Here is a 20,477-nt window from a genome sequence, read left to right as displayed (position 1 = left end):
GGATCACACGGTTTCAATATGAGGAGGCGTCCAGTCCCTGCCCGGTATGGAGGCCAGAAGGCGCTGCGTATATTCATGGCGCGGATTGGCGAAAACTTGCGCCGTTGGCCCCGCTTCGGCGATCTCGCCTTTGGACATGACGATGATGCGGTCGCAAAGCTGTGCTGCAACCCGCAGATCATGCGTGACGAACAGCAGCGACAGGTTGAGCCGCTCGCGCAGATCGGCCAGCAGACGCAGCACCTGCGCCTGCACCGAGACATCAAGTGCGGAGACCGGCTCGTCGGCCACGATGATGCGCGGCTCCAGCGCAAGGGCGCGGGCAATGCCGATGCGCTGTCGCTGACCGCCGGAAAATTCGTGCGGGAAGCGGTCTGCGGCGGCAGGTGAAAGTTCCACCAGTTCCAGCAACTCGCGCGCCTTTGCATGTGCCTGCTTCTTCGGCATGCCATGCACGATAGGCCCCTGCGCGATCAGGTCGATGACACGACGGCGCGGATTGAGCGAGGCCATCGGGTCCTGAAAGACCATCTGGATATTCTTGCGCATGGCGCGCACTTCACGCGGGCCCGCATCAAGGAAATTCTTACCATTGACCTCGACTTTGCCGCTATCAGCCTCAAGAAGCCGGGTGACAATGCGCGAAACAGTCGTCTTGCCAGAACCGCTTTCGCCCACCACGCCAAGCGTTTCGCCCTGACGCAGTTCAAACGACAGGTCTTTCACCGCAGGCACGGCGCTGCGCTTGCCGCTGAACAGCCCGCCGCGCGCCTTGAAGGTTTTCTGCAAATTCTCCGCCTTGAGAATGACGGGCTGCGCTTCGCCAAATGGCTTGTGCGGCGGCGGCACGAGTGCGGGAACAGAAGCGATCAGCGCCTGCGTATAGGGATGCTGCGGACGGTTGAGAACCTCTTCGGCCGGGCCTTCCTCGACCAGTTCGCCAAGCCGCAGCACGGCAACGCGATCGGCAATTTCGGCCACCACTCCAAAATCATGGGTAATGAACAAGATGCCGGTCTGGTGTTCCTTTTGCAGATCGCGGATCAGTTTGAGAATCCGCGCCTGTGTCGTCACATCGAGCGCTGTCGTCGGCTCGTCGGCGATGATAAGGCGCGGCTGGAGGATCAGCGCCATGGCGATCATCACGCGCTGGCGCTGCCCGCCCGAAATCTGGTGCGGATAGGCGTTATAGGCAGATTCCGGGTCGGGTATCTTCACTTCATGCAATATGTCGAGAACCGCCGCACGACGCTCCTTGCGGCCAAGCTTCGTGTGCAGGCGCAGCACTTCATCGATCTGCCATCCCACTGTCTTCTGCGGGTTAAGCGCGGTCATCGGCTCCTGAAAGATCATGCCGATACGGTCGCCGCGCAGCTTCTTCATTTCCGCTTCGCCAAGCGAATAAAGATCGGTGCCCTCCAGCGCTATGGTGCCCCTGGTGACACGCACATGCGGCTGCGGCAACAGACGCATGATGGCATTGGCGCAAAGCGACTTGCCCGAGCCGCTTTCGCCGACAAGGCAGACGATCTCGCCCGGATGAACGCTGAGCGTGAGGTCCTGCAAGGCGAATGGCCGGTCAGCCCCCTCGGGCAGCGCGATTTGCAGGTTCTTGATTTCGAGAATGGGCGCGGCCGTCATTTCTTCTGCCTCGGATTAAGCGCGTCGTTCAGTCCTTCACCAAGCAGGCTGAAAGACAGCACCGTCAGCAGAATGGCGATACCCGGAATGACGGAGCAAAACCAGTCGCTGCGCAAAACCGCACGCCCCTGCCCGATCATATTGCCCCAGCTTGCATAATTGGGATCACCAAGCCCCAGAAAGGCCAGCGCGCTTTCCATCAATATGGATGTCGCCATGACGACCGATGCGAAAACAATGACCGGCGGCAGGGCATTGGGCAGGATTTCACGAAAGATGATCGAGATATTACCGACGCCAAGATTGCGCGCGGCATCGACGAATTCGCGCTGGCGCAGGGCAAGAAACTCCGCGCGCACCATGCGCGCAGGCGCTGTCCACGAAACAATGCCTATGCAGATGATGATATTTTCAATCGATGAACCAAAAATCGCAACCAGCGCCAGAAGCAGCACGAAGCTCGGCACTGTCTGGAATGCCTCCGTCACGCGCATCAGCACATCATCGACCCAACCGCCATAATAGCCTGCAAGCGCGCCGATTATGATGCCGATAAAGATCGAGATCAGCGTTGCGACGACACCAATCAGCAGCGAGATGCGCGCGCCATGGAAAATACCCGCCATGATGTCGCGGCCAAGCTGGTCGGTGCCAAGCGGTGTTGCGGCATTGATGAAAGGCCAGAGCAGCGGATCGCCTGCGCGACGCAGCGGATCGCCGGGCGCAATCACATCGGCCAGAAGTGCGATCGCCACCACGGCGATGAAAAGAGCCAGTCCGAGCACTGCGGCGCGATTGCGGCTGAAACGCTGCCAGAGAACTCTCGTTCGTGAGACTTGCGGGCGGCTGAGGGAAAAATCCTGAGAGGTCATGACAGTTCTATCCTCGAATCAAGCCGCGCATAGATCAGGTCCGTTATGAGATTGACCAACACCACCAGCACCGAGCACAGGAAGATGATGCCCATGAGCGTGTTGAGATCGCGCTTGATCACAGATGTATAGGCGAGCTGGCCAAGGCCGGGCAGCGAGAAGATCGTTTCGACCACCACCGAGCCGCCCAGAATGGTCGAGAACTGAAGCCCCAGCAGCGTCACCACCGGCAGGAAGGCATTGCGCATGATGTGATGGAACATCAGCCGCGCGCCGCTGGCCCCCTTGGCGCGCGCAGTGCGCACATAATCAAGGCCCTCCACTTCCAGTACACTGGTGCGCATCAGCCGCATGTAGAAAGCAAGATAGATGAGCGAGAGCGCCGTGGTCGGCAGCACCAGATGCACCGCAATGTCCCAGACATTCTTCCAGCCCGTATAAAAGCCGCCCAGAGTCTTGTAGCCGCCCACGGGCAGCCAGCCCAGCTTGACCGAAAAGACGAACATCAAAATGAGGCTGAGGAAAAAACTCGGCATGGCATAAAAGACGAGACCGAGCGTGGAAATGGCATTATCGGTCAGCGTATAGGCGCGCCGCGCCGCAAAGGCACCAAGCGCGACGCCGAATATGAACGCCACCGAAAGCGAAGCCAGCATCAGCAAAAGCGTAGGGACGAGACGGCTCATCAGCACGTCGAGAACCGGCAGTTCATAGACATAGGACCAGCCGAAATCGAGCCGTGCAAGCTTGCTCATATAGATCCAGAGCTGCACCCAGACAGGTTGGTCGAGCCCGTATTCGGCGCGCAGATTGGCGACAAATTGCGGATCTGCACCGCCCATATCGCCGACCAGCGCATCAACGGTGTCACCGGGCGCAAGTTTGATAAGCAGAAACGACCCGATCATTATCAGCAAAATGACGGGTATCGCCTGCAAGATGCGCCGCAGCGCAAAACTCAGGATGGGGGGCAAGGTCATTGCGTACTATCCTGCAAATTATTCAAAAGCATTTCTGGCATTGGCCTGAGCTTAAACCGCTGCCGGACAGCCGGCAGCGGCATGGTTGGATTATTATTGGTCGATCCACAGATCATACCAGCTCGAAGAATCCCAGCGTGGCGTATTGTGGTGATTTTTCAGAACCTTGTTGGTCACGCCGATGAATGGATGTTCGATGGCGAAGATGACCGGCAGGTCCTTCATCTCAAGCTGCTGGATCTTGTGGTAGAGTTCGGCGCGCTTGGCAGGATCGAGTTCGGATGCGGCCTGATCGATCAGGCTGTCCATCTCGTCCGACTTGTAGTCGAACTGGTTGGACCATGCCGTGCCCACAGGAGCGCCGGAACGCAGCCAGACCGTGGTGGAAACAGCCGGGTCCGAACGGAACTGGTGCCAGCCATTGGCCGTATCAAAATCATGATCGCGATAGACGCCATTGAGGAAGCCCGGCGCATCATTGGTCAGAATCTCGACATCGATGCCGACTTCCTTCATCGCCTGTGCGTAATATTCAGCCCAGAGCTGCGTATACTCACCCCAGGGCGCCGGACGATGGCGCAGCTTGAAGCGGATACCGTCAGGCCCGGCCGGATAACCGGCTTCATCGAGCAGCGCCTTGGCTTTCTCGACGTCATAATCATAGGTCTGGACGTCATCGGTATAATTTGCGCCCGCCGTGCTCGGAATAGGTCCGCGCCCCGGCTTGGCATAGCCGCGCATGATGGTCTTGATCGCAAAGTCGATGTCGAGTGCATGATAAACCGCCTGCCGCACCTTCAGATTGGCAAGGATCGGATTGCGCAGGTTGAACTCGACGGTCGAATGAGCGACGTTGTTTTCAAAGCCTTTGGGACCGGTATCGAAACGCCCGTCCTTTTGCAGACGTTCCGTATCGGACATGGAAATGCCGTTAAAGCCGGTCTCCATCATTTCACCCGCTTCAAGGGCTGCGGCAGCAGCAGCCTTGTCCGGCATGAAACGCCAGATGATACGGTCGAGATAGGGATATTCCTTACCGCGCCAGTAATCTTCATTGCGCTCGGCGATAATGTGCTGGCCGCGCTCATATTGCACGAATTTGAACGGCCCCGTACCCACCGGCGCGGAATTATACTTGTTCTTGAGAATATCCGTGCCTTCATACAGGTGCTTTGGCACCGGATGGCCCAGATCGGGCATGGCCGCAACCAGCAATTCAAGCGGCATGGGCTTGGAATAGCGGAACAGCGCCGTATGCGGATCGGGGCAGTCGACAGCTTCCAGATTGGCCTGAAGCGTGGAGGAATAATTGAGCAGTTCCTTCCACAGATTCATTGCTGTGTAGGAAACGTCATCACAGGTAAAGGGCTGACCATCATGCCAGCGCACATTCTCGCGCAGCTTGAAGGTGATCTCCTTGCCGTCCTCCGAAGAAGTCCAGCTCGTCGCCAGCACCGGCACATAGCCCTCATAGGTGCGATCGATCAGCGGCTCCATGATGCGGCCCGTGATCTGATAGACGCCTGTAGAAGCGCGCAGCGCAGGGTTGAGAACGCCCTGCTCGGAGTTCATGTGGACGATGACGGTGCCGCCGCGCTTGACTTCTTCGGCGTGAGAAGGCGTCACAGCGAGCGAAAAAGCAGCGAGAAACAGGCCGAGGCCAGCTTTTCTTATATGCATTTTTATTCCCCTGAAGAATGTTGAGAGAGGGCTTTCAATCCTCTTTTCCCGCATGTACCAATATTGTTCAAGTCCCTGATATTGCTTAAAAAGCACCCTTTCCAGACGAGTCTTCCCACACAAGCACTGTCATGCCAGAATAAACGGAGATCATGTTAATATAAACTAATATTAGTCCCAATATTGGAAAAATACTCCAAAGGGCCACCTGAAGAAAAGCCGATTTTCTTCAGGTAGCACGCCTGTCGGGCGCAATTATCGGTCAGGTTGCAAAGCAGGCATCGGCTTGTCAGCCTTGCCCTCGAAGAAATAATATCTCTCACCGCACGAAAAGGAAGCTGCCTATGTCCCATCCAGTTAAAGGCGTCGATCATGTTTTTCTTCTTGTTGACGATCTTGAAGAAAGTGCTGCCCAATATCGCCGTTTCGGCTTTACGCTGAGTCCGCGCGGCCTGCACAGCAAGGAAAAGGGAACGGGTAATTATACGATCATGTTCCCGGAAGATTATTTCGAGCTTCTGGGCATCGTGGCCGAAACCGAGGGCAATCTGCACCAGCGCAAGAAGCTCGCGGCACAGGGACAAGGGCTTCATGCCATTGCCTGCCGCATCGACAATGCCCAGCAGGCCAAGGCAGAACTCGCCGAGCTTGGCATCGAAACAGGCAGCGTAGGCGCTTTTTCGCGTCCCGTGCAATTGCCCAATGGCGGCGAAGGCGTGGCAGCCTTCGAGACTGTGGCCTATGCCGAGAGCGAAGTGCCGCAAGGCATGGTGTTCATGTGCCAGCACAAGACCCGCGATACGGTCTGGCTGCCTGAATTGCTCGAACACGCCAATGGCGCCAATGCGCTTTCAGCAATCTTTGCCTTGTCGTCCGATCCGGAAACGACGGCAAGAGGTTTTGCGCGGCTTTACAGGGATGGAAAGGCGCAGGCACAGGATGACGGTAGCTGGAAAGTCACGACCGGCGCGCATTCTGCCGATCTCATCGTGCTGACGCCACAGCAGGCTGCGGAAACCTATCCCGGCGTCGATTTCCCGGCGACACCCGCAAACGCCTTTGCGGTCCTTCGCCTCCGCGTAAGCGCGCTGGAGAAAGCCCGCACATCGCTGGATGCAAACGGCGTGCCCTATATAAAGACGCAAAACGGCATTGCTATTCTGCCGGAAAATGCGAGCGGCACGCTTCTGGAATTCTCCGAACGATAGAAAACGTCTTATCCGGGAGTCTGACCCGCTCCCGGATGAAATGCTACCGCTATATTTATTTGTCCCGCAAAAGGCGTCTGGCGATTTCATCGAGAAATTGCGGCAATATGCTGAAAGCATAAGGCGCATGGACGCGTTCCAGCCTCTGGTGATATTCGCGCCCCCAAGGGCCGATATTGACCACCGGATAAGACAAGGCATTCGGATTGGCCTTGTCGATGAACTGCGCCGCCGGTGTGTTGCCCGCAATAATCTCGCTGTCTCTTTCATCGGGCACATGGCCGAAAAAGCTCATATCCGATATGCCCGCGAAGATTTCGCGATATTTGATCGTGGTACGACAGCGTTCTTCAATCTGAATGCGGGCATCTTCCAGCGCTTTTGCGAAATCGCACTCAAGCGGTGTCTCATTGCTCATATTCACATGCGGATAGACGAGGCTGCCAAAACCGACAACCACCATCGGTCCGGTCAGTCGTGCGTCCGACACCATCTGCTCAACCAGTTCGCGGGTTATCAGCAAGGGATTATCGCTTATCGAAAGCTTCGCTTCCAATTCCGCGATGCGCTGCAATGCTTCTTCGCCGCCGGTTTCACGCACGATTTCACGCAATTGCGCAACGCTAATCACCCGGCCCTTATGGCCGGCGAGAAACTTTTCTCCCGTAAGCTGCGCATAAGTGCGCGCATTGGCATTGAATTGCGCAATCGCGTCTTCGAGCGCGCTGCCGATAATCTCCGTAAATCGGGCGAACAGGGCCGTGGGCGAAAGCGAATGGGTAAGCCAGTTGAAGGCGATCCATGCGCGCTCCGGCGTCGTCACCTCATAACCGCCGCGAAAATCGCGGGCTTCAAGGCAGACCGGCGGCGGCGACACATTCCCCTCGCCCCGGTCGCAAAGTGCGGTATTGGCCTCAACGGCACGCATGATCTCCGAAGCGATCCGATGCGCGCTGATGCCCTCGAAGGGGTAGCTGGCATGGGAAGATTGGCCGATAATGAAAGCGAAGGGCAATTGCTTGCCGATTGTGCCGCGATAAATGGCGCGGCCTTCGGAGCCGTCACCCTGATCGCTTGTCGCATCCAGATTGATGCCCGCCACAATATCAAGGCCCCAGCTTTCCATCAGTTCCGGCAATGCATCACGCAGGCTGCGCATGCCGCGTGATCCGCGTTCCTCGTCGGGCGTGATAAACAGGACCAGATTGCCCTCGCGCTCGGGAAGCTGGGCAAAACGTTCAAGCACGGCAATGCCCGCCGCCACGCCGCTCTTCATATCCAGCATGCCGCGTCCGGGCAGATAGTCGCCGCTTTGGAAGTCAGCGAGCGCCTTTTCTTCGTTTTCCGCAAGCGGACGGCTGGTCAGATCGGCCAGCAGGGCCTCCAGCAATGCATCCGGTTCAAATGCGAGATGTTTGAGATCGCGGAAATTGGTCGTCTCCACCACGTCATAATGGCCAGCCAGAGCCAGTGTGCGCCGCCCTGTCCCGCGCACCAGCGCAACGACATTCCTGGTGAGCGGAGAGCCGTGACTGTCGATGAGCGCTATATTGTCCGGATTGTCCCTGAAATAGGGAATTGTACGCAGAAGCTCCACAAGCTTAGGCGCGAAAGCGGCTTCATCCGGCGTTCCCGTCTCGCTCGGCCAGCGTACCATCCGGCAGGAAAGTTCGCGCACCCGTTGCGTGGGATCCCATTGATTGGTGGATGTCATGACCTGTCCTCCCTCATCGCCTTGCCTTGTGCATTACAATCGGGCGCTGTTCAAGCGTTTGAATTCCCCAACTAGCCAAGAAAAGACCTAACGAAAACGCCATTTATGTATAAAAAAGCGCAACAATTTGCGATAAACGCTATTTATCTGACTAAATCGTCAAAGGAACAGCATGGACGACCTCGATCAGCGCCTCATATCCGAATTGCGCGTTAATGCGCGTGCATCAATTCCCACCCTGGCGAGTATTCTGGGCGTTGCACGCGGCACAGTACAAAACCGTATGGAACGGCTGATTGCCTCCGGGGTCATTGCGGGCTTTACCGTCCGGCTGCGCGACCATGGCAGTTCGGACATGATACGCGGCATAATGATGATCGAACTGACGGGACGCTCCATCAAAAGCGTGATTTCGATGCTGCGCAAGAATCCGAGCTTTTCAGCCGTCAACACGACGAATGGCGCATGGGACCTGATTGCCGAGATCGAGGTTGCGGATATGAACGAGTTTCACCGCCTTATTACCGGTATCCGCGCCATGGAAGGCGTTGCCAAATCCGAAACCCATATTTTTCTTGGGCCAGCCTGAACGCGCATCTGGCAATAGAAGAGACGAGTAAAACCGCTCTTCCAGACTTCTTCCCTTCAAAGCAGCCATTCGATTGGAAGCAGGCCGAGGAACCATAAAAGCAACCGCGAGCCAAGGCTCGTTCCCGGCTCAAGCTCGTGGTGGATGTTCGTTCCATTCGCTGCTGCCTCGTCCCATATCAGCTTGTCTGTATCGTTCAGTCGTGGCGTATAGCTCACAAAGGGAAAGCTGCTCGAAAATGCAGCGGCAAGAGCGCTGGCCATATCGGGGCTTTCGATGAGGACGCCCATCTCGGTATTGAGCAATAAAGAGCGCTTGTCGAAATTGAACGAGCCGATGAAAATCCGCTTGCCGTCAATGGCCAAGGTCTTCGAGTGAAGGCTTGCGCGCGAGGTTCGCGCAAAGCCCTGTGTTTCGGGTTCATCGCGTATCGAGAAAGCGGGTTTGAGTTCATAAAGCTCAACGCCCGAGCGCAGCAGGTCCGGCCGGTATTTTACATAGGCGCTATGCACCACGAACACATCGGTCGCCGCCTGCGAATTGGTCAAAATGCGCACCCGCACACCTTGCTCCGCAAGTCGTTCGATCCTTTCCGAAAACAGCCTGCCGGGAACGAAATAGGCGGAAACCACATCAACCGAATGCGATGGCGCCGCAGTAAGCGCCATGAGTTGCGGAAAAAGCATATCGCGAATCCGGGCCTCGCCCATGCCCTTGGCCGGATCATCGCTGACCAGCGTGACCTTGGTCCATTCGAAGGCCAGTTGTCCTGCCTCGATCCGGGTGACGATATTGGAACTGCGCAGCCGTTCGATATAGGCTTGCCCTTCCGCGGACTGCCCGGCCTGCCGGGCATCGCTCATCAGCACATCGAGCAAGCCTTGAGTTTTCACGATGCGGTCGATGGGATGGGCAGAGCGGCTTTGCCAATAGCGGTCGAAATCCAGTCCTATATCCGCAGCCGCCCGCCCCACCACCATGACGTCGCTGTCGATGAATTGAAGCCCCGGGCCGAAACCGAAATAAATATCGCCAATATTGCGACCGCCCAGAATGCTGACTGCACCATCAGCGGTCAGCGACTTGTTATGCATCCGCCGGTTTAAACGCACGAAATCAAACGTAAAGCCGAGCGGTTTAAAGCTTCGAAGAATAAACGGGTTAAACAGCCGGACTTCCACATTGGGCAAAGCATCCAGTGCCGCAAGGTCGTCATCGAGGCCGCTGATGCCGTTATCGTCGAGCAAAAGGCGAATCCGCACACCGCGCTCCGCCGCCATGCGCAGCTCATCCATCAGCATCAAGCCTGTCGCATCGCGCTGCCAGATATAATACTGGACATCAAGAGCAACCTCCGCCGCACGGATCACCGCCACACGCGCAGCAAAAGCATCCGGCCCGTCGAGCAGGGGCAAGACGCCGCTATCGCCCTTATCCAGCGCTGCGGGCTCAAGTGCGATCCGCCCAAGCATTGTCTCGGGAGAGGCCTTGACGGCCTGCGTCACAGATCGCCCTTCAAGAGACGGCGGCCTGAAGACGATGTGGGCTACGACCAGTATCGCGATGACGGATACAATGATCAGGCCGCTGATTTTCAACACTGTTTATCTCACTGCTTGCACCGATATTTCGCTTCAAGCCCCGGCGGCGGAGCCATGCTGACGCGTCATGAGTAGCATCTTGACGAAAGGCTGCAACAGCTATCAATAATTTGCTCCGATCCGCCATGACTGGAAAACAGGTTGCGGCGGTGGCCGCCTTTGAGGCACAAAATACAATCCGCGCCGCTGGCGTCACATTCATCGAAGCGAAATCAAATTGGGTATCCGGTCCAAACTGCTCCTGTCGAGCGTCGTCAGTTTCGTTGGCCTGCTTGTCATGGCTGTCGTTACCATTCATGCATTGCGTTCGCAGATGATCGAAGATCGTGTCGCGATGGTTCGCAACATGACCGAAGTGGCGCGCGACATAATTCAGGGAGAATATGATCGCTATAAAGCCGGTGAGATCAGCGAAGATGCGGCCAGAAACAATGCGGTCGAAACGCTGCGCAGGCTGCGTTATGCCAATGACGAATATTTCTTTATCGACGATTTTGACGGCAATTCCGTCCTTCTGCCCATTCGACCCGAACTGGAAGGCACCGACGCCTCCGGTCTGGTCGATTCAGAAGGCCGCTATTATGTGAAGATGCAAGCTGAAACAGCCAAGGCTGGCGGCGGCGTGGTGCGCTATGAATTCACCAAGCCCAATACAGGTTTCACAGCGGAGAAACTTGCCTATGTGCGCCCGTTCGAACCATGGCGCTGGTTTGTTGCCACAGGCATTTATCTCGATGATGTCGAGCGCGAGACGACAAGCGTTGTCATGCGCGCGGGCGGCCTGTTTGCGGCGATCGCTCTGGCCATCATCGCGCTTCTCGTTCTTCTTGCGCGCAGCATAACGCAGCCGCTTGGGCGTCTTACCGCCGTTATCGGGCAACTGACGCGCCGCAAATATGATTTCACAGTCGAGGACCAGCACCGTCACGATGAAATCGGGGATATTGCAAGGGCGGTCGAAATTTTCAAGAAAACGGGGCGGGAATTCGAGGTTCTCCAGCTAAAGCTGCGCGAGCAGGAAGCCAGGGCACAGGCAGACCGCGAGGCGATGCTTGCGCTTGAACGCGACAGCGCATTGCGTCTGGAACAGACGGCCCGATTGGTTTCAATGGGCGAAATGGCCGTCAGCCTTGCGCATGAACTCAACCAGCCCCTTGCTGCCGTCAGCAATTATTGCATGGGTTCGGTGCGGCGGCTGGAAGCCGGAACGGACGACAGGGCAGCCCTGCTCGACGCCATGAAAAAAGCTGCCCGTCAGGCCCAGCGTGCATCCGGCATCGTATCGCGGATACGCAATTTTCTTCGCCGGAGCGAGCCGACCCTCAAACCGCTTGAACTGCACGAAATTATTGAGGAAACCGCGCTGATTGCCGAGATAGAGTCGCGCAGGCGGGGCTTCCGCATCAAAATGGAAATTGCAGGCTTTCTCCCGCCCGTTCTCGCCGATCGCGTGATGATCGAGCAGGTCGTGTTCAACCTCTTGCGCAACGCCATAGAAGCAACAAGCACAATGCCCCCTCCACGGCGGGACATCGTGATTTCTTCCAGGGCGGTTGCAGGCGGGCGATGGGTGGAAACGACGGTCCGCGATTTCGGACAGGGAATTGCCGAAGCCGATCTTCAGAAAATATTCGATCCATTTTATACGACCAAAGCCGAAGGCATGGGGGTCGGCCTTAATATATGCCGCACGATCATGGAATTTCATGGCGGACAGCTCTGGTGCGAGGCCAATCCCGAAGGCGGCACAGCCTTCCATTTCTCCTTGCCCGCCAGCCGCACGTCTTCAGAAAGCACCGCATGAACGAAACCGTCTATGTCATTGATGACGATGAAGCATTTCGCGATTCGCTCGGCTGGCTGCTTGAATCGAGCAATTATCCCGTGCGCTCATTCACGTCGGCAGAGGCATTTCTGGATTTCGTGCAGCAGAACTTGTCCGCCGGCCTGTCCGGCTGTGTCATAGCCGATATGCGCATGTCGGGTATGAACGGCCTTGAACTGCATCGGCATATGCTGGCCCTCGGCGTCGATCTTCCGACCATCATCGTCACAGGGCATGGCGACGTGCCAATGGCCGTCACGGCCTTTCGCGACGGTGTTGTCGATTTCATCGAAAAGCCGCTGGATGACGATTACGTGTTGCAGCGCATTGCATTCTGCCTGGCGCGCGCGCGGGAGATTTCAGAGCGCCGCAAGCAGTCCGGGGACTTTTTGCGCAGATATGAAAGCCTGACACAGCGGGAGAAGGAAGTGCTCGACTATATCGTCGCGGGCAAATTGAACAAGCAGATCGCGGACCTGATGAATATCAGCATCAAGACGGTCGAAGCCCACCGCAGCCACGTCATGGAAAAAATGGAAGTGGCAAATGTGGCCGAACTCATCCGCCAGATGCTTTCCTATAATAATGCGCAAAAAAGAAGCCGGCCTGAGCCGGCTCCTTGATCAAGGGAATATCAGTCGTCCAGTTGCTGGCCGCTTCTGTCGGTCGTGAAGGCGACCGCGATCAGCGAGATGATGCCGCAGGCGATGATGAACAGACCGATAGGCAGGTAGCTGCCATCATATTTGGCAAGGAGTGCGGTTGCGATCAGCGGCAGCGGACCGCCGACGATGGCAGCGCCCACCTGATAGCCGAGCGACACACCGGTATAGCGCACATCTGCGGGGAAGCTTTCGGCGAAGAATGTGCCGAGTACCGAACCGTAGGTGGACCAGATAATGCCAAAGCCTATAACGACTGCGAGCATGGCAACGAACCACGAGCCCTGATTGAGCAGCCAGAAATAAGGCAGGATGTAAGCCATCATCACGACCGTACCCAGCATGAACACCTTCTTGCGGCCGATGCGGTCCGAAAGGCTGCCGAAATACAGCATGACGGGAACGGCGACGATAGCGGCGACCAGAACGGCATTAAGCGCATCCACGCGGGCATAACCCAGGCCGACCAGATAGGAGATGGTGAATGTGGCAAAGAGGAAGAATGTCGACGTTTCGATAAACTTCGCACCAATCACGATCAGAACGGCACGCCAGTGCTTGCTCAGGGTCTCAAGCAGCGGCACCTTCTTGGCCGTGTTGGACTGGGCAACGCGACGGAAGGAAGGCGTTTCGTCAACCTTGTTGCGGATCCACATGCCGACCGCGACCAGCACGAACGACAGAACGAACGGTATACGCCAGCCATAGGAGAGGAACGCTTCTTCGCTGAAGCCAAGGGCAAGGCCGGACGTGGCAAGATTGCCCAGCGCCAGACCGAAAAGCGCGCCGGTCTGCGGCACCGCACCATAGAAGCCACGCTTGTTGCGAGGCGAATATTCGACGGCAAGCAAAAGTCCGCCGCCCCATTCGCCACCCAGAGCCAGACCTTGCAGCAGACGCAGAAGGGTCAGAATAATCGGCGCCCATATGCCGATCATGGCATAGGTCGGCATGAGACCGATCAGCACCGTGGAAATACCCATGATCGAGAGAGTGATGACCAGGGTTTTCTTGCGCCCGATGCGGTCGCCGATATGGCTGAACAGAATACCGCCGATAGGACGGATCAGAAAGGCGAGCGCAAATGATGCCAATGCCAGCAACTGGCTGGTCACCGGATCATCCGCTGGGAAAAACAGCTTGCCGAAAACGATGGCCGACATGGTTCCATACAGGAAATAGTCATACCATTCGATGGTGCTGCCAACCGCGCTGCCGATAAGAGCGCGACGGCGATCTCGTTCCGTGACGAGGGTGTCCTTTTCTACGCGCGGCAAAGCCACGCCTTCCGAGACGGTCATTTCACTTCCTCCGATGGGAAGGCGCAGTTTTTTGCTTACGCCGCTTTGTTTTTGAGTATGTCCAGCGCAACGTCGATGATCATGTCTTCCTGGCCGCCGACCATGCGGCGCTTGCCCAGTTCCATGAGAATTTCACGCGTATCAACGCCATAGAGTTTCGAGGCATTCTCCGCATGACGCAGGAAGCTCGAATAAACGCCCGCATAGCCGAGCGAAAGACTTTCGCGGTCCACCCGGACCGGACGGTCCTGCAATGGCCGCACGAGATCGTCAGCGGCATCCATGAGGGCCGAAAGATCGCAGCCCGTGTCGATACCCTTGCGATTGAGGACGGCAATGAGCGCTTCGAGCGGCGCATTGCCCGCTCCTGCCCCCATGCCCGCAAGCGACGCATCCACGCGCACGGCACCCGCCTCGATACCGGCCACCGCATTGGCGACGCCAAGCGTCAGATTGTGGTGGGTATGAACGCCGACTTCCGTTTCGGGGCGCAGCGCATCGCGCAATGCGGTTACGCGTGTATTATATTGTTCTGGCAGCAAAGCGCCTGCGGAATCGGTGACATAGACGCATTCCGCGCCATAGCTTTCCATGAGCCTGGCCTGTTCGGCGAGCTTTTCAGGCTCCGCCATATGCGCCATCATCAAAAAGCCGACCGTGTCCATGCCCATTTCACGCGCAACCTCGATATGCTGGCGCGAAACGTCCGCTTCGGTGCAATGGGTTGCCACGCGCACAGAACGCGCGCCCGCCTTATAGGCTTCCTTGAGATCGTGGACCGTGCCAATGCCCGGAATAAGCAGCACCGTGACGCGCGCATGATCGCAAGCATCAGCAACCGCGCCGATCCATTCCACATCGTCATGCAGTCCGAAGCCATAATTGAAAGTGGACCCGGCAAGACCGTCGCCATGGGTGATTTCGATGGCATCAACCTTGGCTGCATCCAGCGCGCGGGCGATCTTGACCACCTCGTCGAGCGTATATTGATGGCGAATGGAATGCATGCCGTCACGCAGGGTTACATCCTGCACATAGAGCTTATCGGGATTGGTCCGGGCCATTATGCAGCCTCCTTCGCAAGAGCTTTCGCTGCCCAGTGATCGGCGGTGATCAGGGCGGCAGATGTCATGATGTCGAGATTGCCTGCATAGGCCGGGAGATAATGGGCGGCACCCTCGACCTCAAGCAGAATGGTAGTCTTGAGACCGGAAACCGGGCCAATTCCCGGAACCCGCACAGGCGCATTGTCGCCGATCGTTTCGAACTGGACCTTCTGCTTCAGACGATAGCCGGGCACATAGGCCTGCACGGTCTTGACCATGTCCTCGATGGAAGCCTCGATGGCCTCGCGGCTTCCGCCCTGCGACAGCACGAAAACCGTGTCGCGCATGATAAGCGGCGGTTCGGCCGGATTGAGAATGATGATCGCCTTGCCGCGTTCCGCGCCGCCCAGTTTCTGGATCGCGTTGGATGTGGTTTCGGTAAACTCGTCAATATTGGCGCGCGTGCCGGGGCCTGCGGAACGCGACGAGATCGAAGCGACGATCTCGCCGTAGAAAACGCGCTCGGTCGCGCGCTTGACGGCATAGACCATGGGGATGGTCGCCTGACCGCCGCATGTCACCATATTGACATTCGGCTCGTCGATATTGGCATCGCCGTTGATAGCGGGAATGGTGAAGGGGCCGATGGCGGCAGGAGTAAGATCGATGACTTTCTTGCCATCCTTGCGCAGCAATTCATCATTGACGAGGTGCGCCTTGGCGGAAGTAGCATCGAATACGACATCAATATCGCGATATTCCGGCATGCGCATGAGGCCGTGAATGCCTTCATGGGTCACCGGAACGCCGAGCCGGGCCGCGCGTGCAAGCCCATCTGAATTCGGATCGATGCCGACCATGGCGCCCATCTCGATATTTTTCGACGTACGCATGACTTTGATCATCAGGTCCGTGCCAATATTGCCCGAACCGATGATGGCGCATTTCTTCTTGGACATAGTGGATCCTCTCAATTCTGCATGAGGCCTCCACGCCAGACGCTGGCTGCAAAAGTCCGGCCACATGCGGGCCCGAATCGCATATTTGGGCCGCATACCTGCCAGAAGCGTCAAACGCTTAGCCATTTCGAAAGGAAGCAGGAGCCGTGAAGCGTGTCAAATGAGAACTAAGATCGATCCATCAAGATGCACGCATCGCCAGTCCAGCAAATCCTCCCGATTTGCTTATCGTGAGTGATATATAAGCAAGCAGACAGGGCCGTGATATTGGGGTTAACCCTTATAAACCTCCCTTCCGATACAGTACAAAAGACCGCAGGTCGTGCCTGCCTCACCGATTGAGCGAGATTTTAATCACCCATGTCCACATTTCCGATCCATATGAATATTCCCGCCCAGTTCACCGGAATCCTTCCCGAATCTGTCGATGTCACCATCATCGGCGGCGGGATTATCGGGGTCATGACGGCATGGGAACTGGCGAAACGCGGGGTAAAAGTCCTCATTTGTGAAAAAGGGCGGATTGCAGGAGAGCAATCCAGCCGAAACTGGGGATGGGTGCGCCAACAGGGCCGCGAATATGCCGAACTGCCGATCATGATGGAGACTATCCCCATATGGAAAAGCCTCAGTGACAGGCTTCGCGAAAGAATAGGATTCCGGCAGGCAGGCATCACCTATCTTGCGCGAAACGAGGCAAGTCTGGCTGAATTTGAACAATGGCTGGAAGGCGCGCGGGAATTCGGCGTCGATACCCGCATGCTGTCCCAACGCGAAACCCGATCACTGGTGCCTGATTCGACCGCGTGGATCGGAGCCATGACAACCCCGTCGGATGCCATGGCAGAACCATTCGTCACCGTTCCCACCCTTGCCGAAGCTGCGGTGGAGGATGGCGTCATCATCCGCGAAGATTGTGCGGTTCGCACGCTCGACGTCGCAGGCGGTCGCGTGCAGGGCGTCATCACTGAAAAGGGCATGGTCAGATGCGAACGCGTGGTCGTGGCCGCTGGCGCATGGAGCTCGCTGTTTCTGGCTGCGCACGGCATACGCATTCCGCAGCTTTCCGTCGTTTCATCGGTGATCCGCACAGAACCCATGGCGGAGTTCTTCAATGCAGCCGCTGGCGACGAGCGCATTGCATTTCGCAGACGCGCGGATGGCGGCTATACCCTGACGCCCTGGTCAAACCATGATTTCTTCATCGGGCCGGACGCGTTTCGTAATTTCGTGTCTTATCTTCCACAATTGCGCGAGGAGTTTGCCAGCACGCGTTTCAAGCTCGCCGCTCCGAAGAACTATCCGGATGCCTGGAGCACGAGCCGCAAGTGGAAAGCAGACGAGATCACCCCGTTTGAGCGCTGCCGGATTCTAAATCCCGAGCCAGGGAGGAAAGAGCTTGACCGGGTGCTGGAATTCTTCGCAAGCACATTTCCGAATATCGAGAAGCCACGCGTGAAATCGACCTGGGCGGGCATGATCGATACCATGCCGGACATGCTCCCGATTGTCGATCATGCGCCTATTGGCGGGGTGACGATTGCAACCGGCATGAGCGGCCATGGGTTCGGGATCGGGCCGGGGATGGGGCTGGTAGTCGCCGATCTGGTGGAAAACAGACAACCCCGGCACAAGCTCGACGGTTTCGCGCTCAAGCGATTTCGCTAGTGTAGCGAATTTCGGTTTCAAAGCTACACTAGCAACTTATTCAATCGAGTGTGGTTTACCACCATTTGAGCGGCGTAAACCGGCCAGCGGCCTTTTCGATGGCGCTTGCTGCCTGAAACAGCGTCTCCTCCTCAAAGGGACGTCCGATAAGCTGCAAGCCCAGCGGCAGGCCCTGCGCGTTGAGACCGGCGGGAACCGCGATGCCCGGAAGTCCGGCCATATTCACGGTGACGGTGAAAATGTCGTTGAGATACATCTTCACCGGATCGTTGGCGAGTTCCTCGTCGGCAAGGCCGAAAGCCGCCGAAGGCGTCGCAGGCGTCAGGATCGCCTGAATGCCCTGCGCATAGGCATCGTCAAAATCCTTCTTGATCAGCGTACGCACTTTCTGCGCGCGCAGATAATAGGCGTCGTAATAACCGGCCGAGAGCACATAGGTGCCGATCATGATACGGCGCTTGACTTCCTGACCGAACCCGGCTGCACGGGTCTGCTCGTACATGTCGGCAATATCCTTGCCGGGCACGCGCAGGCCATAGCGCACGCCATCGTAACGGGCGAGGTTCGACGATGCTTCAGCAGGCGAAATAATATAATAAGCGCCAAGCGCATATTTGGTATGCGGCAGCGAAATATCGACAATCTCGGCACCTGCATCTTTCAGATACTCAATGCCCTTCTGCCAAAGCTGCTCGATTTCATCGGGCATTCCGTCCATGCGATATTCCCTGGGAATACCGATTTTCATGCCCTTCATGGATTTGCCGATCGCCGCCTCGTAATCCGGCACCGGCAGATCGACGGAGGTCGAATCCTTCAGGTCGAGCGAGGCCATCGATTTAAGCAATATGGCGGCATCGCGCACGTCGCGCGCGATCGGTCCCGCCTGATCGAGCGAGGAAGCGTAAGCAACAATTCCCCAGCGCGATACACGGCCATAGGTCGGCTTGACGCCAACCGTGCCGGTGAAAGCTGCCGGCTGGCGGATCGAACCGCCCGTGTCGGTTGCGGTCGCGCCCGCGCAAAGATGCGCCGCAACAGCCGCAGCCGAGCCACCCGATGAGCCGCCCGGCACGAGATCGGCATTGGAGCCTTTCGCGCGCCACGGATTCTTGACCGGGCCGTAATAGGAGCTTTCATTGGACGAACCCATGGCGAATTCGTCCATGTTGAGCTTGCCCAGCATGACTGCGCCGTCATTCCAGAGATTGGCGGTGGCGGTCGATTCATATTCAGGCTTGAAGCCATCGAGAATATGCGAGCAGGCCTGCGTGTGCACACCCTTGGTGGCGAACAGATCCTTGACACCGAGCGGGATGCCTTCGAGCGCGCCCGCCTTGCCGCTGGCGATGCGCTCGTCGGAAGCCTTGGCCATTTCACGGGCCTGATCGGCGGTCACGGCAATATAGGCGTTAATGGCGCCATTGGCTGAATCGATAGCGCCCAGATAGGCGTCGGTCAGTTCGGTCGCGGTGATGGCCTTGGCCTTCAGCTTGTCGCGCGCTTCGGCAATGGTGAGTGCGGTCAGTTCGCTCATTGTAAAATCCTGTCAGTACGCCGTAGTTAGAGCATTTCCAGCAAAACAAAGGGCGTTTTTCGTAGCGGGTTCAAAGGGTCCTATTCGACGACCTTCGGCACCACGAAGAAATTTTCTTCCGTAACCGGCGCATTGGCGACGATGGCGTCGGCAATATTGCCGTCCGTAACCGCATCTTCGCGCAGGCGCATCTTCATCGGCGTAACGGATGTCATCGGCTCGACACCCTCGACATCGACTTCGTTCAATTGCTCGACAAAGCCCAGAATTGCATTGAGTTCACCTGTCATACGCTCGGCAGCTTCTTCGCTGACCGCAATGCGCGCCAGATGCGCGACGCGCTTGACGGTGGAAAGGTCGACGGACATCCTGTTCTCCGCAATAATCATGACGGGCGACGCACCGCCGCCCCGAAGTTTCCTTGTTACCGGCTATAACGGCGCGGCTGTGCAAGCGCAACATTTTAAGCTGTTCAGAAGCTGTGAACCGTGCCAGCCGGATCAGCAATTACCTTCGTTTCCGAATGATCGGCCATGCCTGCGATAAAATGCTCCGCTGTCTGATCGATAATCGGGAACGATCCATAATGGCAGGGCAGCACGGCCTTGAACCGGAAATAGCGCTGGCAGGCAAGTGCTGCCACCGCCCCGCCCATGGTGAAGCGATCACCGATCGGCACGATGCCGATTTCCGGCTGATGCAATTCGTTGATCAGCGCCATATCCGAGAAAATATCGGTATCGCCCATGTGATAAAGCGTTGGCGCATCATCGAAATGAAACACCAGTCCGTTCGGATTGCCCAGCGCCTGCGAAACGCCGTTTTCGGTCAGCATGGCGGAAGAATGCAGCGCATTGACAAAGGTGATCGTGAAGCCGTCATGGGCAATCGTGCCGCCGGTATTGCCCGGATCGACCTTTTCCACGCCCTGACTGCCAAGCCAGCTTGCCAGATCGGCATTGGCGATGACGGTTGCGCCGCTTTCCCTCGCAATGGCAACCGTATCGCCGACATGATCGCCATGGCCATGCGTCAGGGCAATATGCGTAACGCCCTTTGTCGCTTGAGCAAAATCGATGCCCTTGGCGCCGGGATTGCCATTGAGAAAAGGATCGATGAGGATAACCGCATTCGCAGTTTCAACGCGAAAGGCGGCATGGCCCAGCCAGGTGATTTTCATAAGTTCTTCCTCTG

The 20,477-nt window shown here is 57.2% G+C and carries 17 protein-coding genes; 5 read left to right on the top strand and 12 right to left on the bottom strand.

Translation table 11 applies throughout. The features are described from left to right. Nucleotides 1-3 precede the first annotated feature (3 nt). From DKP76_RS05605 to DKP76_RS05590, 4 genes are all read right to left on the bottom strand, one after another. On the bottom strand, nt 4-1,641 hold the full coding sequence (locus tag DKP76_RS05605) for an ABC transporter ATP-binding protein (RefSeq protein WP_109705464.1): 1,638 nt from the start codon (nt 1,639-1,641) through the stop codon (nt 4-6). Then, complete coding sequence (locus DKP76_RS05600) at nt 1,638-2,513, bottom strand: ABC transporter permease (RefSeq protein ID WP_109705463.1); 876 nt, start codon at nt 2,511-2,513, stop codon at nt 1,638-1,640. The genes DKP76_RS05605 and DKP76_RS05600 overlap by 4 nt, the downstream gene beginning before the upstream one ends. Further along, nucleotides 2,510-3,493, bottom strand: a complete 984-nt coding sequence (locus DKP76_RS05595) for an ABC transporter permease (protein ID WP_109705462.1) — start codon at nt 3,491-3,493, stop codon at nt 2,510-2,512. Before DKP76_RS05595 ends, DKP76_RS05600 begins: the two co-directional genes overlap by 4 nt. Nucleotides 3,494-3,586: 93 nt before the next feature. Then, nucleotides 3,587-5,173 carry an ABC transporter substrate-binding protein gene (locus DKP76_RS05590; protein WP_109705461.1) on the bottom strand — a complete coding sequence of 529 codons (1,587 nt, stop codon included), beginning with the start codon at nt 5,171-5,173 and terminating at the stop codon, nt 3,587-3,589. 344 nt (nt 5,174-5,517) lie between these two features. Between DKP76_RS05590 and DKP76_RS05585 the strand changes: the two genes are divergently transcribed. After that, on the top strand, nt 5,518-6,381 hold the full coding sequence (locus DKP76_RS05585) for a VOC family protein (protein ID WP_109705460.1): 864 nt from the start codon (nt 5,518-5,520) through the stop codon (nt 6,379-6,381). Nucleotides 6,382-6,436: 55 nt separating this feature from the next. On the opposite strand, the gene DKP76_RS05580 is transcribed toward DKP76_RS05585, so the two are convergent. After that, nucleotides 6,437-8,095, bottom strand: coding sequence for a M20/M25/M40 family metallo-hydrolase (locus DKP76_RS05580; protein WP_245410148.1), 1,659 nt, complete (start codon nt 8,093-8,095; stop codon nt 6,437-6,439). A gap of 172 nt (nt 8,096-8,267) precedes the next feature. Here DKP76_RS05580 and DKP76_RS05575 point away from each other — a divergent pair, with 172 nt between their 5' ends. Then, nucleotides 8,268-8,684: an Lrp/AsnC family transcriptional regulator gene (locus tag DKP76_RS05575; protein WP_109705459.1), complete on the top strand. Its 417-nt coding sequence runs from the start codon at nt 8,268-8,270 to the stop codon at nt 8,682-8,684. Between the two features lie 56 nt (nt 8,685-8,740). Here DKP76_RS05575 and DKP76_RS05570 read toward each other — a convergent pair whose 3' ends face one another. Then, nucleotides 8,741-10,285: a phospholipase D family protein gene (locus DKP76_RS05570; protein ID WP_109705458.1), complete on the bottom strand. Its 1,545-nt coding sequence runs from the start codon at nt 10,283-10,285 to the stop codon at nt 8,741-8,743. Between the two features lie 217 nt (nt 10,286-10,502). On the opposite strand from DKP76_RS05570, the gene DKP76_RS05565 reads away from it, so the two are divergent. After that, nucleotides 10,503-12,089, top strand: a complete 1,587-nt coding sequence (locus tag DKP76_RS05565) for a cache domain-containing protein (protein WP_109705457.1) — start codon at nt 10,503-10,505, stop codon at nt 12,087-12,089. After that, nucleotides 12,086-12,733 carry a response regulator transcription factor gene (locus DKP76_RS05560; RefSeq protein WP_109705456.1) on the top strand — a complete coding sequence of 216 codons (648 nt, stop codon included), beginning with the start codon at nt 12,086-12,088 and terminating at the stop codon, nt 12,731-12,733. Before DKP76_RS05565 ends, DKP76_RS05560 begins: the two co-directional genes overlap by 4 nt. An 11-nt stretch (nt 12,734-12,744) precedes the next feature. Here the strand turns inward: DKP76_RS05560 and DKP76_RS05555 are convergent, their stop codons facing one another. The 3 genes from DKP76_RS05555 to DKP76_RS05545 are packed head-to-tail and all read right to left on the bottom strand — an operon-like array spanning nt 12,745 to nt 16,078. Next, nucleotides 12,745-14,073: an MFS transporter gene (locus DKP76_RS05555; protein ID WP_109705455.1), complete on the bottom strand. Its 1,329-nt coding sequence runs from the start codon at nt 14,071-14,073 to the stop codon at nt 12,745-12,747. Between the two features lie 35 nt (nt 14,074-14,108). Then, nucleotides 14,109-15,137, bottom strand: a complete 1,029-nt coding sequence (gene dmpG, locus DKP76_RS05550) for a 4-hydroxy-2-oxovalerate aldolase (protein ID WP_109705454.1) — start codon at nt 15,135-15,137, stop codon at nt 14,109-14,111. Beyond that, nucleotides 15,137-16,078, bottom strand: coding sequence for an acetaldehyde dehydrogenase (acetylating) (locus DKP76_RS05545; protein ID WP_109705453.1), 942 nt, complete (start codon nt 16,076-16,078; stop codon nt 15,137-15,139). The genes dmpG and DKP76_RS05545 overlap by 1 nt, the downstream gene beginning before the upstream one ends. Before the next feature lie 360 nt (nt 16,079-16,438). On the opposite strand from DKP76_RS05545, the gene DKP76_RS05540 reads away from it, so the two are divergent. Then, nucleotides 16,439-17,746: an NAD(P)/FAD-dependent oxidoreductase gene (locus DKP76_RS05540; protein WP_199224755.1), complete on the top strand. Its 1,308-nt coding sequence runs from the start codon at nt 16,439-16,441 to the stop codon at nt 17,744-17,746. Between the two features lie 55 nt (nt 17,747-17,801). Here DKP76_RS05540 and gatA read toward each other — a convergent pair whose 3' ends face one another. The 3 genes from gatA to DKP76_RS05525 form a co-directional block, all read right to left on the bottom strand. Continuing rightward, complete coding sequence (gene gatA, locus DKP76_RS05535; RefSeq protein ID WP_109705452.1) at nt 17,802-19,283, bottom strand: Asp-tRNA(Asn)/Glu-tRNA(Gln) amidotransferase subunit GatA; 1,482 nt, start codon at nt 19,281-19,283, stop codon at nt 17,802-17,804. A gap of 80 nt (nt 19,284-19,363) precedes the next feature. Then, the gene (gatC, locus tag DKP76_RS05530; protein ID WP_109705850.1) at nt 19,364-19,651 is read right to left on the bottom strand and encodes an Asp-tRNA(Asn)/Glu-tRNA(Gln) amidotransferase subunit GatC; all 288 of its coding nucleotides are present in this window, start codon (nt 19,649-19,651) and stop codon (nt 19,364-19,366) included. Between the two features lie 104 nt (nt 19,652-19,755). Continuing rightward, nucleotides 19,756-20,463 carry a metal-dependent hydrolase gene (locus tag DKP76_RS05525; RefSeq protein ID WP_109705451.1) on the bottom strand — a complete coding sequence of 236 codons (708 nt, stop codon included), beginning with the start codon at nt 20,461-20,463 and terminating at the stop codon, nt 19,756-19,758. Nucleotides 20,464-20,477: the final 14 nt, after the last annotated feature.

This window comes from Falsochrobactrum shanghaiense (genome assembly GCF_003149535.1).
Taxonomy (GTDB): domain Bacteria; phylum Pseudomonadota; class Alphaproteobacteria; order Rhizobiales; family Rhizobiaceae; genus Brucella; species Brucella shanghaiense.
This window is presented reverse-complemented; position numbering and strand designations above follow the sequence as displayed.

Bases quoted from the DNA above. Each gene is read 5' to 3' on its own strand.
- DKP76_RS05555 (WP_109705455.1), bottom strand. From the start codon at position 14,073: ATGACCGTCTCGGAAGGCGTGGCTTTGCCGCGCGTAGAAAAGGACACC.
- DKP76_RS05605 (WP_109705464.1), bottom strand. From the start codon at position 1,641: ATGACGGCCGCGCCCATTCTCGAAATCAAGAACCTGCAAATCGCGCTG.
- DKP76_RS05545 (WP_109705453.1), bottom strand. From the start codon at position 16,078: ATGTCCAAGAAGAAATGCGCCATCATCGGTTCGGGCAATATTGGCACG.
- dmpG (WP_109705454.1), bottom strand. From the start codon at position 15,137: ATGGCCCGGACCAATCCCGATAAGCTCTATGTGCAGGATGTAACCCTG.
- DKP76_RS05595 (WP_109705462.1), bottom strand. From the start codon at position 3,493: ATGACCTTGCCCCCCATCCTGAGTTTTGCGCTGCGGCGCATCTTGCAG.
- DKP76_RS05580 (WP_245410148.1), bottom strand. From the start codon at position 8,095: ATGACATCCACCAATCAATGGGATCCCACGCAACGGGTGCGCGAACTT.
- DKP76_RS05590 (WP_109705461.1), bottom strand. From the start codon at position 5,173: ATGCATATAAGAAAAGCTGGCCTCGGCCTGTTTCTCGCTGCTTTTTCG.
- DKP76_RS05575 (WP_109705459.1), top strand. From the start codon at position 8,268: ATGGACGACCTCGATCAGCGCCTCATATCCGAATTGCGCGTTAATGCG.
- gatC (WP_109705850.1), bottom strand. From the start codon at position 19,651: ATGTCCGTCGACCTTTCCACCGTCAAGCGCGTCGCGCATCTGGCGCGC.
- DKP76_RS05585 (WP_109705460.1), top strand. From the start codon at position 5,518: ATGTCCCATCCAGTTAAAGGCGTCGATCATGTTTTTCTTCTTGTTGAC.
- DKP76_RS05560 (WP_109705456.1), top strand. From the start codon at position 12,086: ATGAACGAAACCGTCTATGTCATTGATGACGATGAAGCATTTCGCGAT.
- DKP76_RS05540 (WP_199224755.1), top strand. From the start codon at position 16,439: ATGTCCACATTTCCGATCCATATGAATATTCCCGCCCAGTTCACCGGA.
- gatA (WP_109705452.1), bottom strand. From the start codon at position 19,283: ATGAGCGAACTGACCGCACTCACCATTGCCGAAGCGCGCGACAAGCTG.
- DKP76_RS05600 (WP_109705463.1), bottom strand. From the start codon at position 2,513: ATGACCTCTCAGGATTTTTCCCTCAGCCGCCCGCAAGTCTCACGAACG.
- DKP76_RS05525 (WP_109705451.1), bottom strand. From the start codon at position 20,463: ATGAAAATCACCTGGCTGGGCCATGCCGCCTTTCGCGTTGAAACTGCG.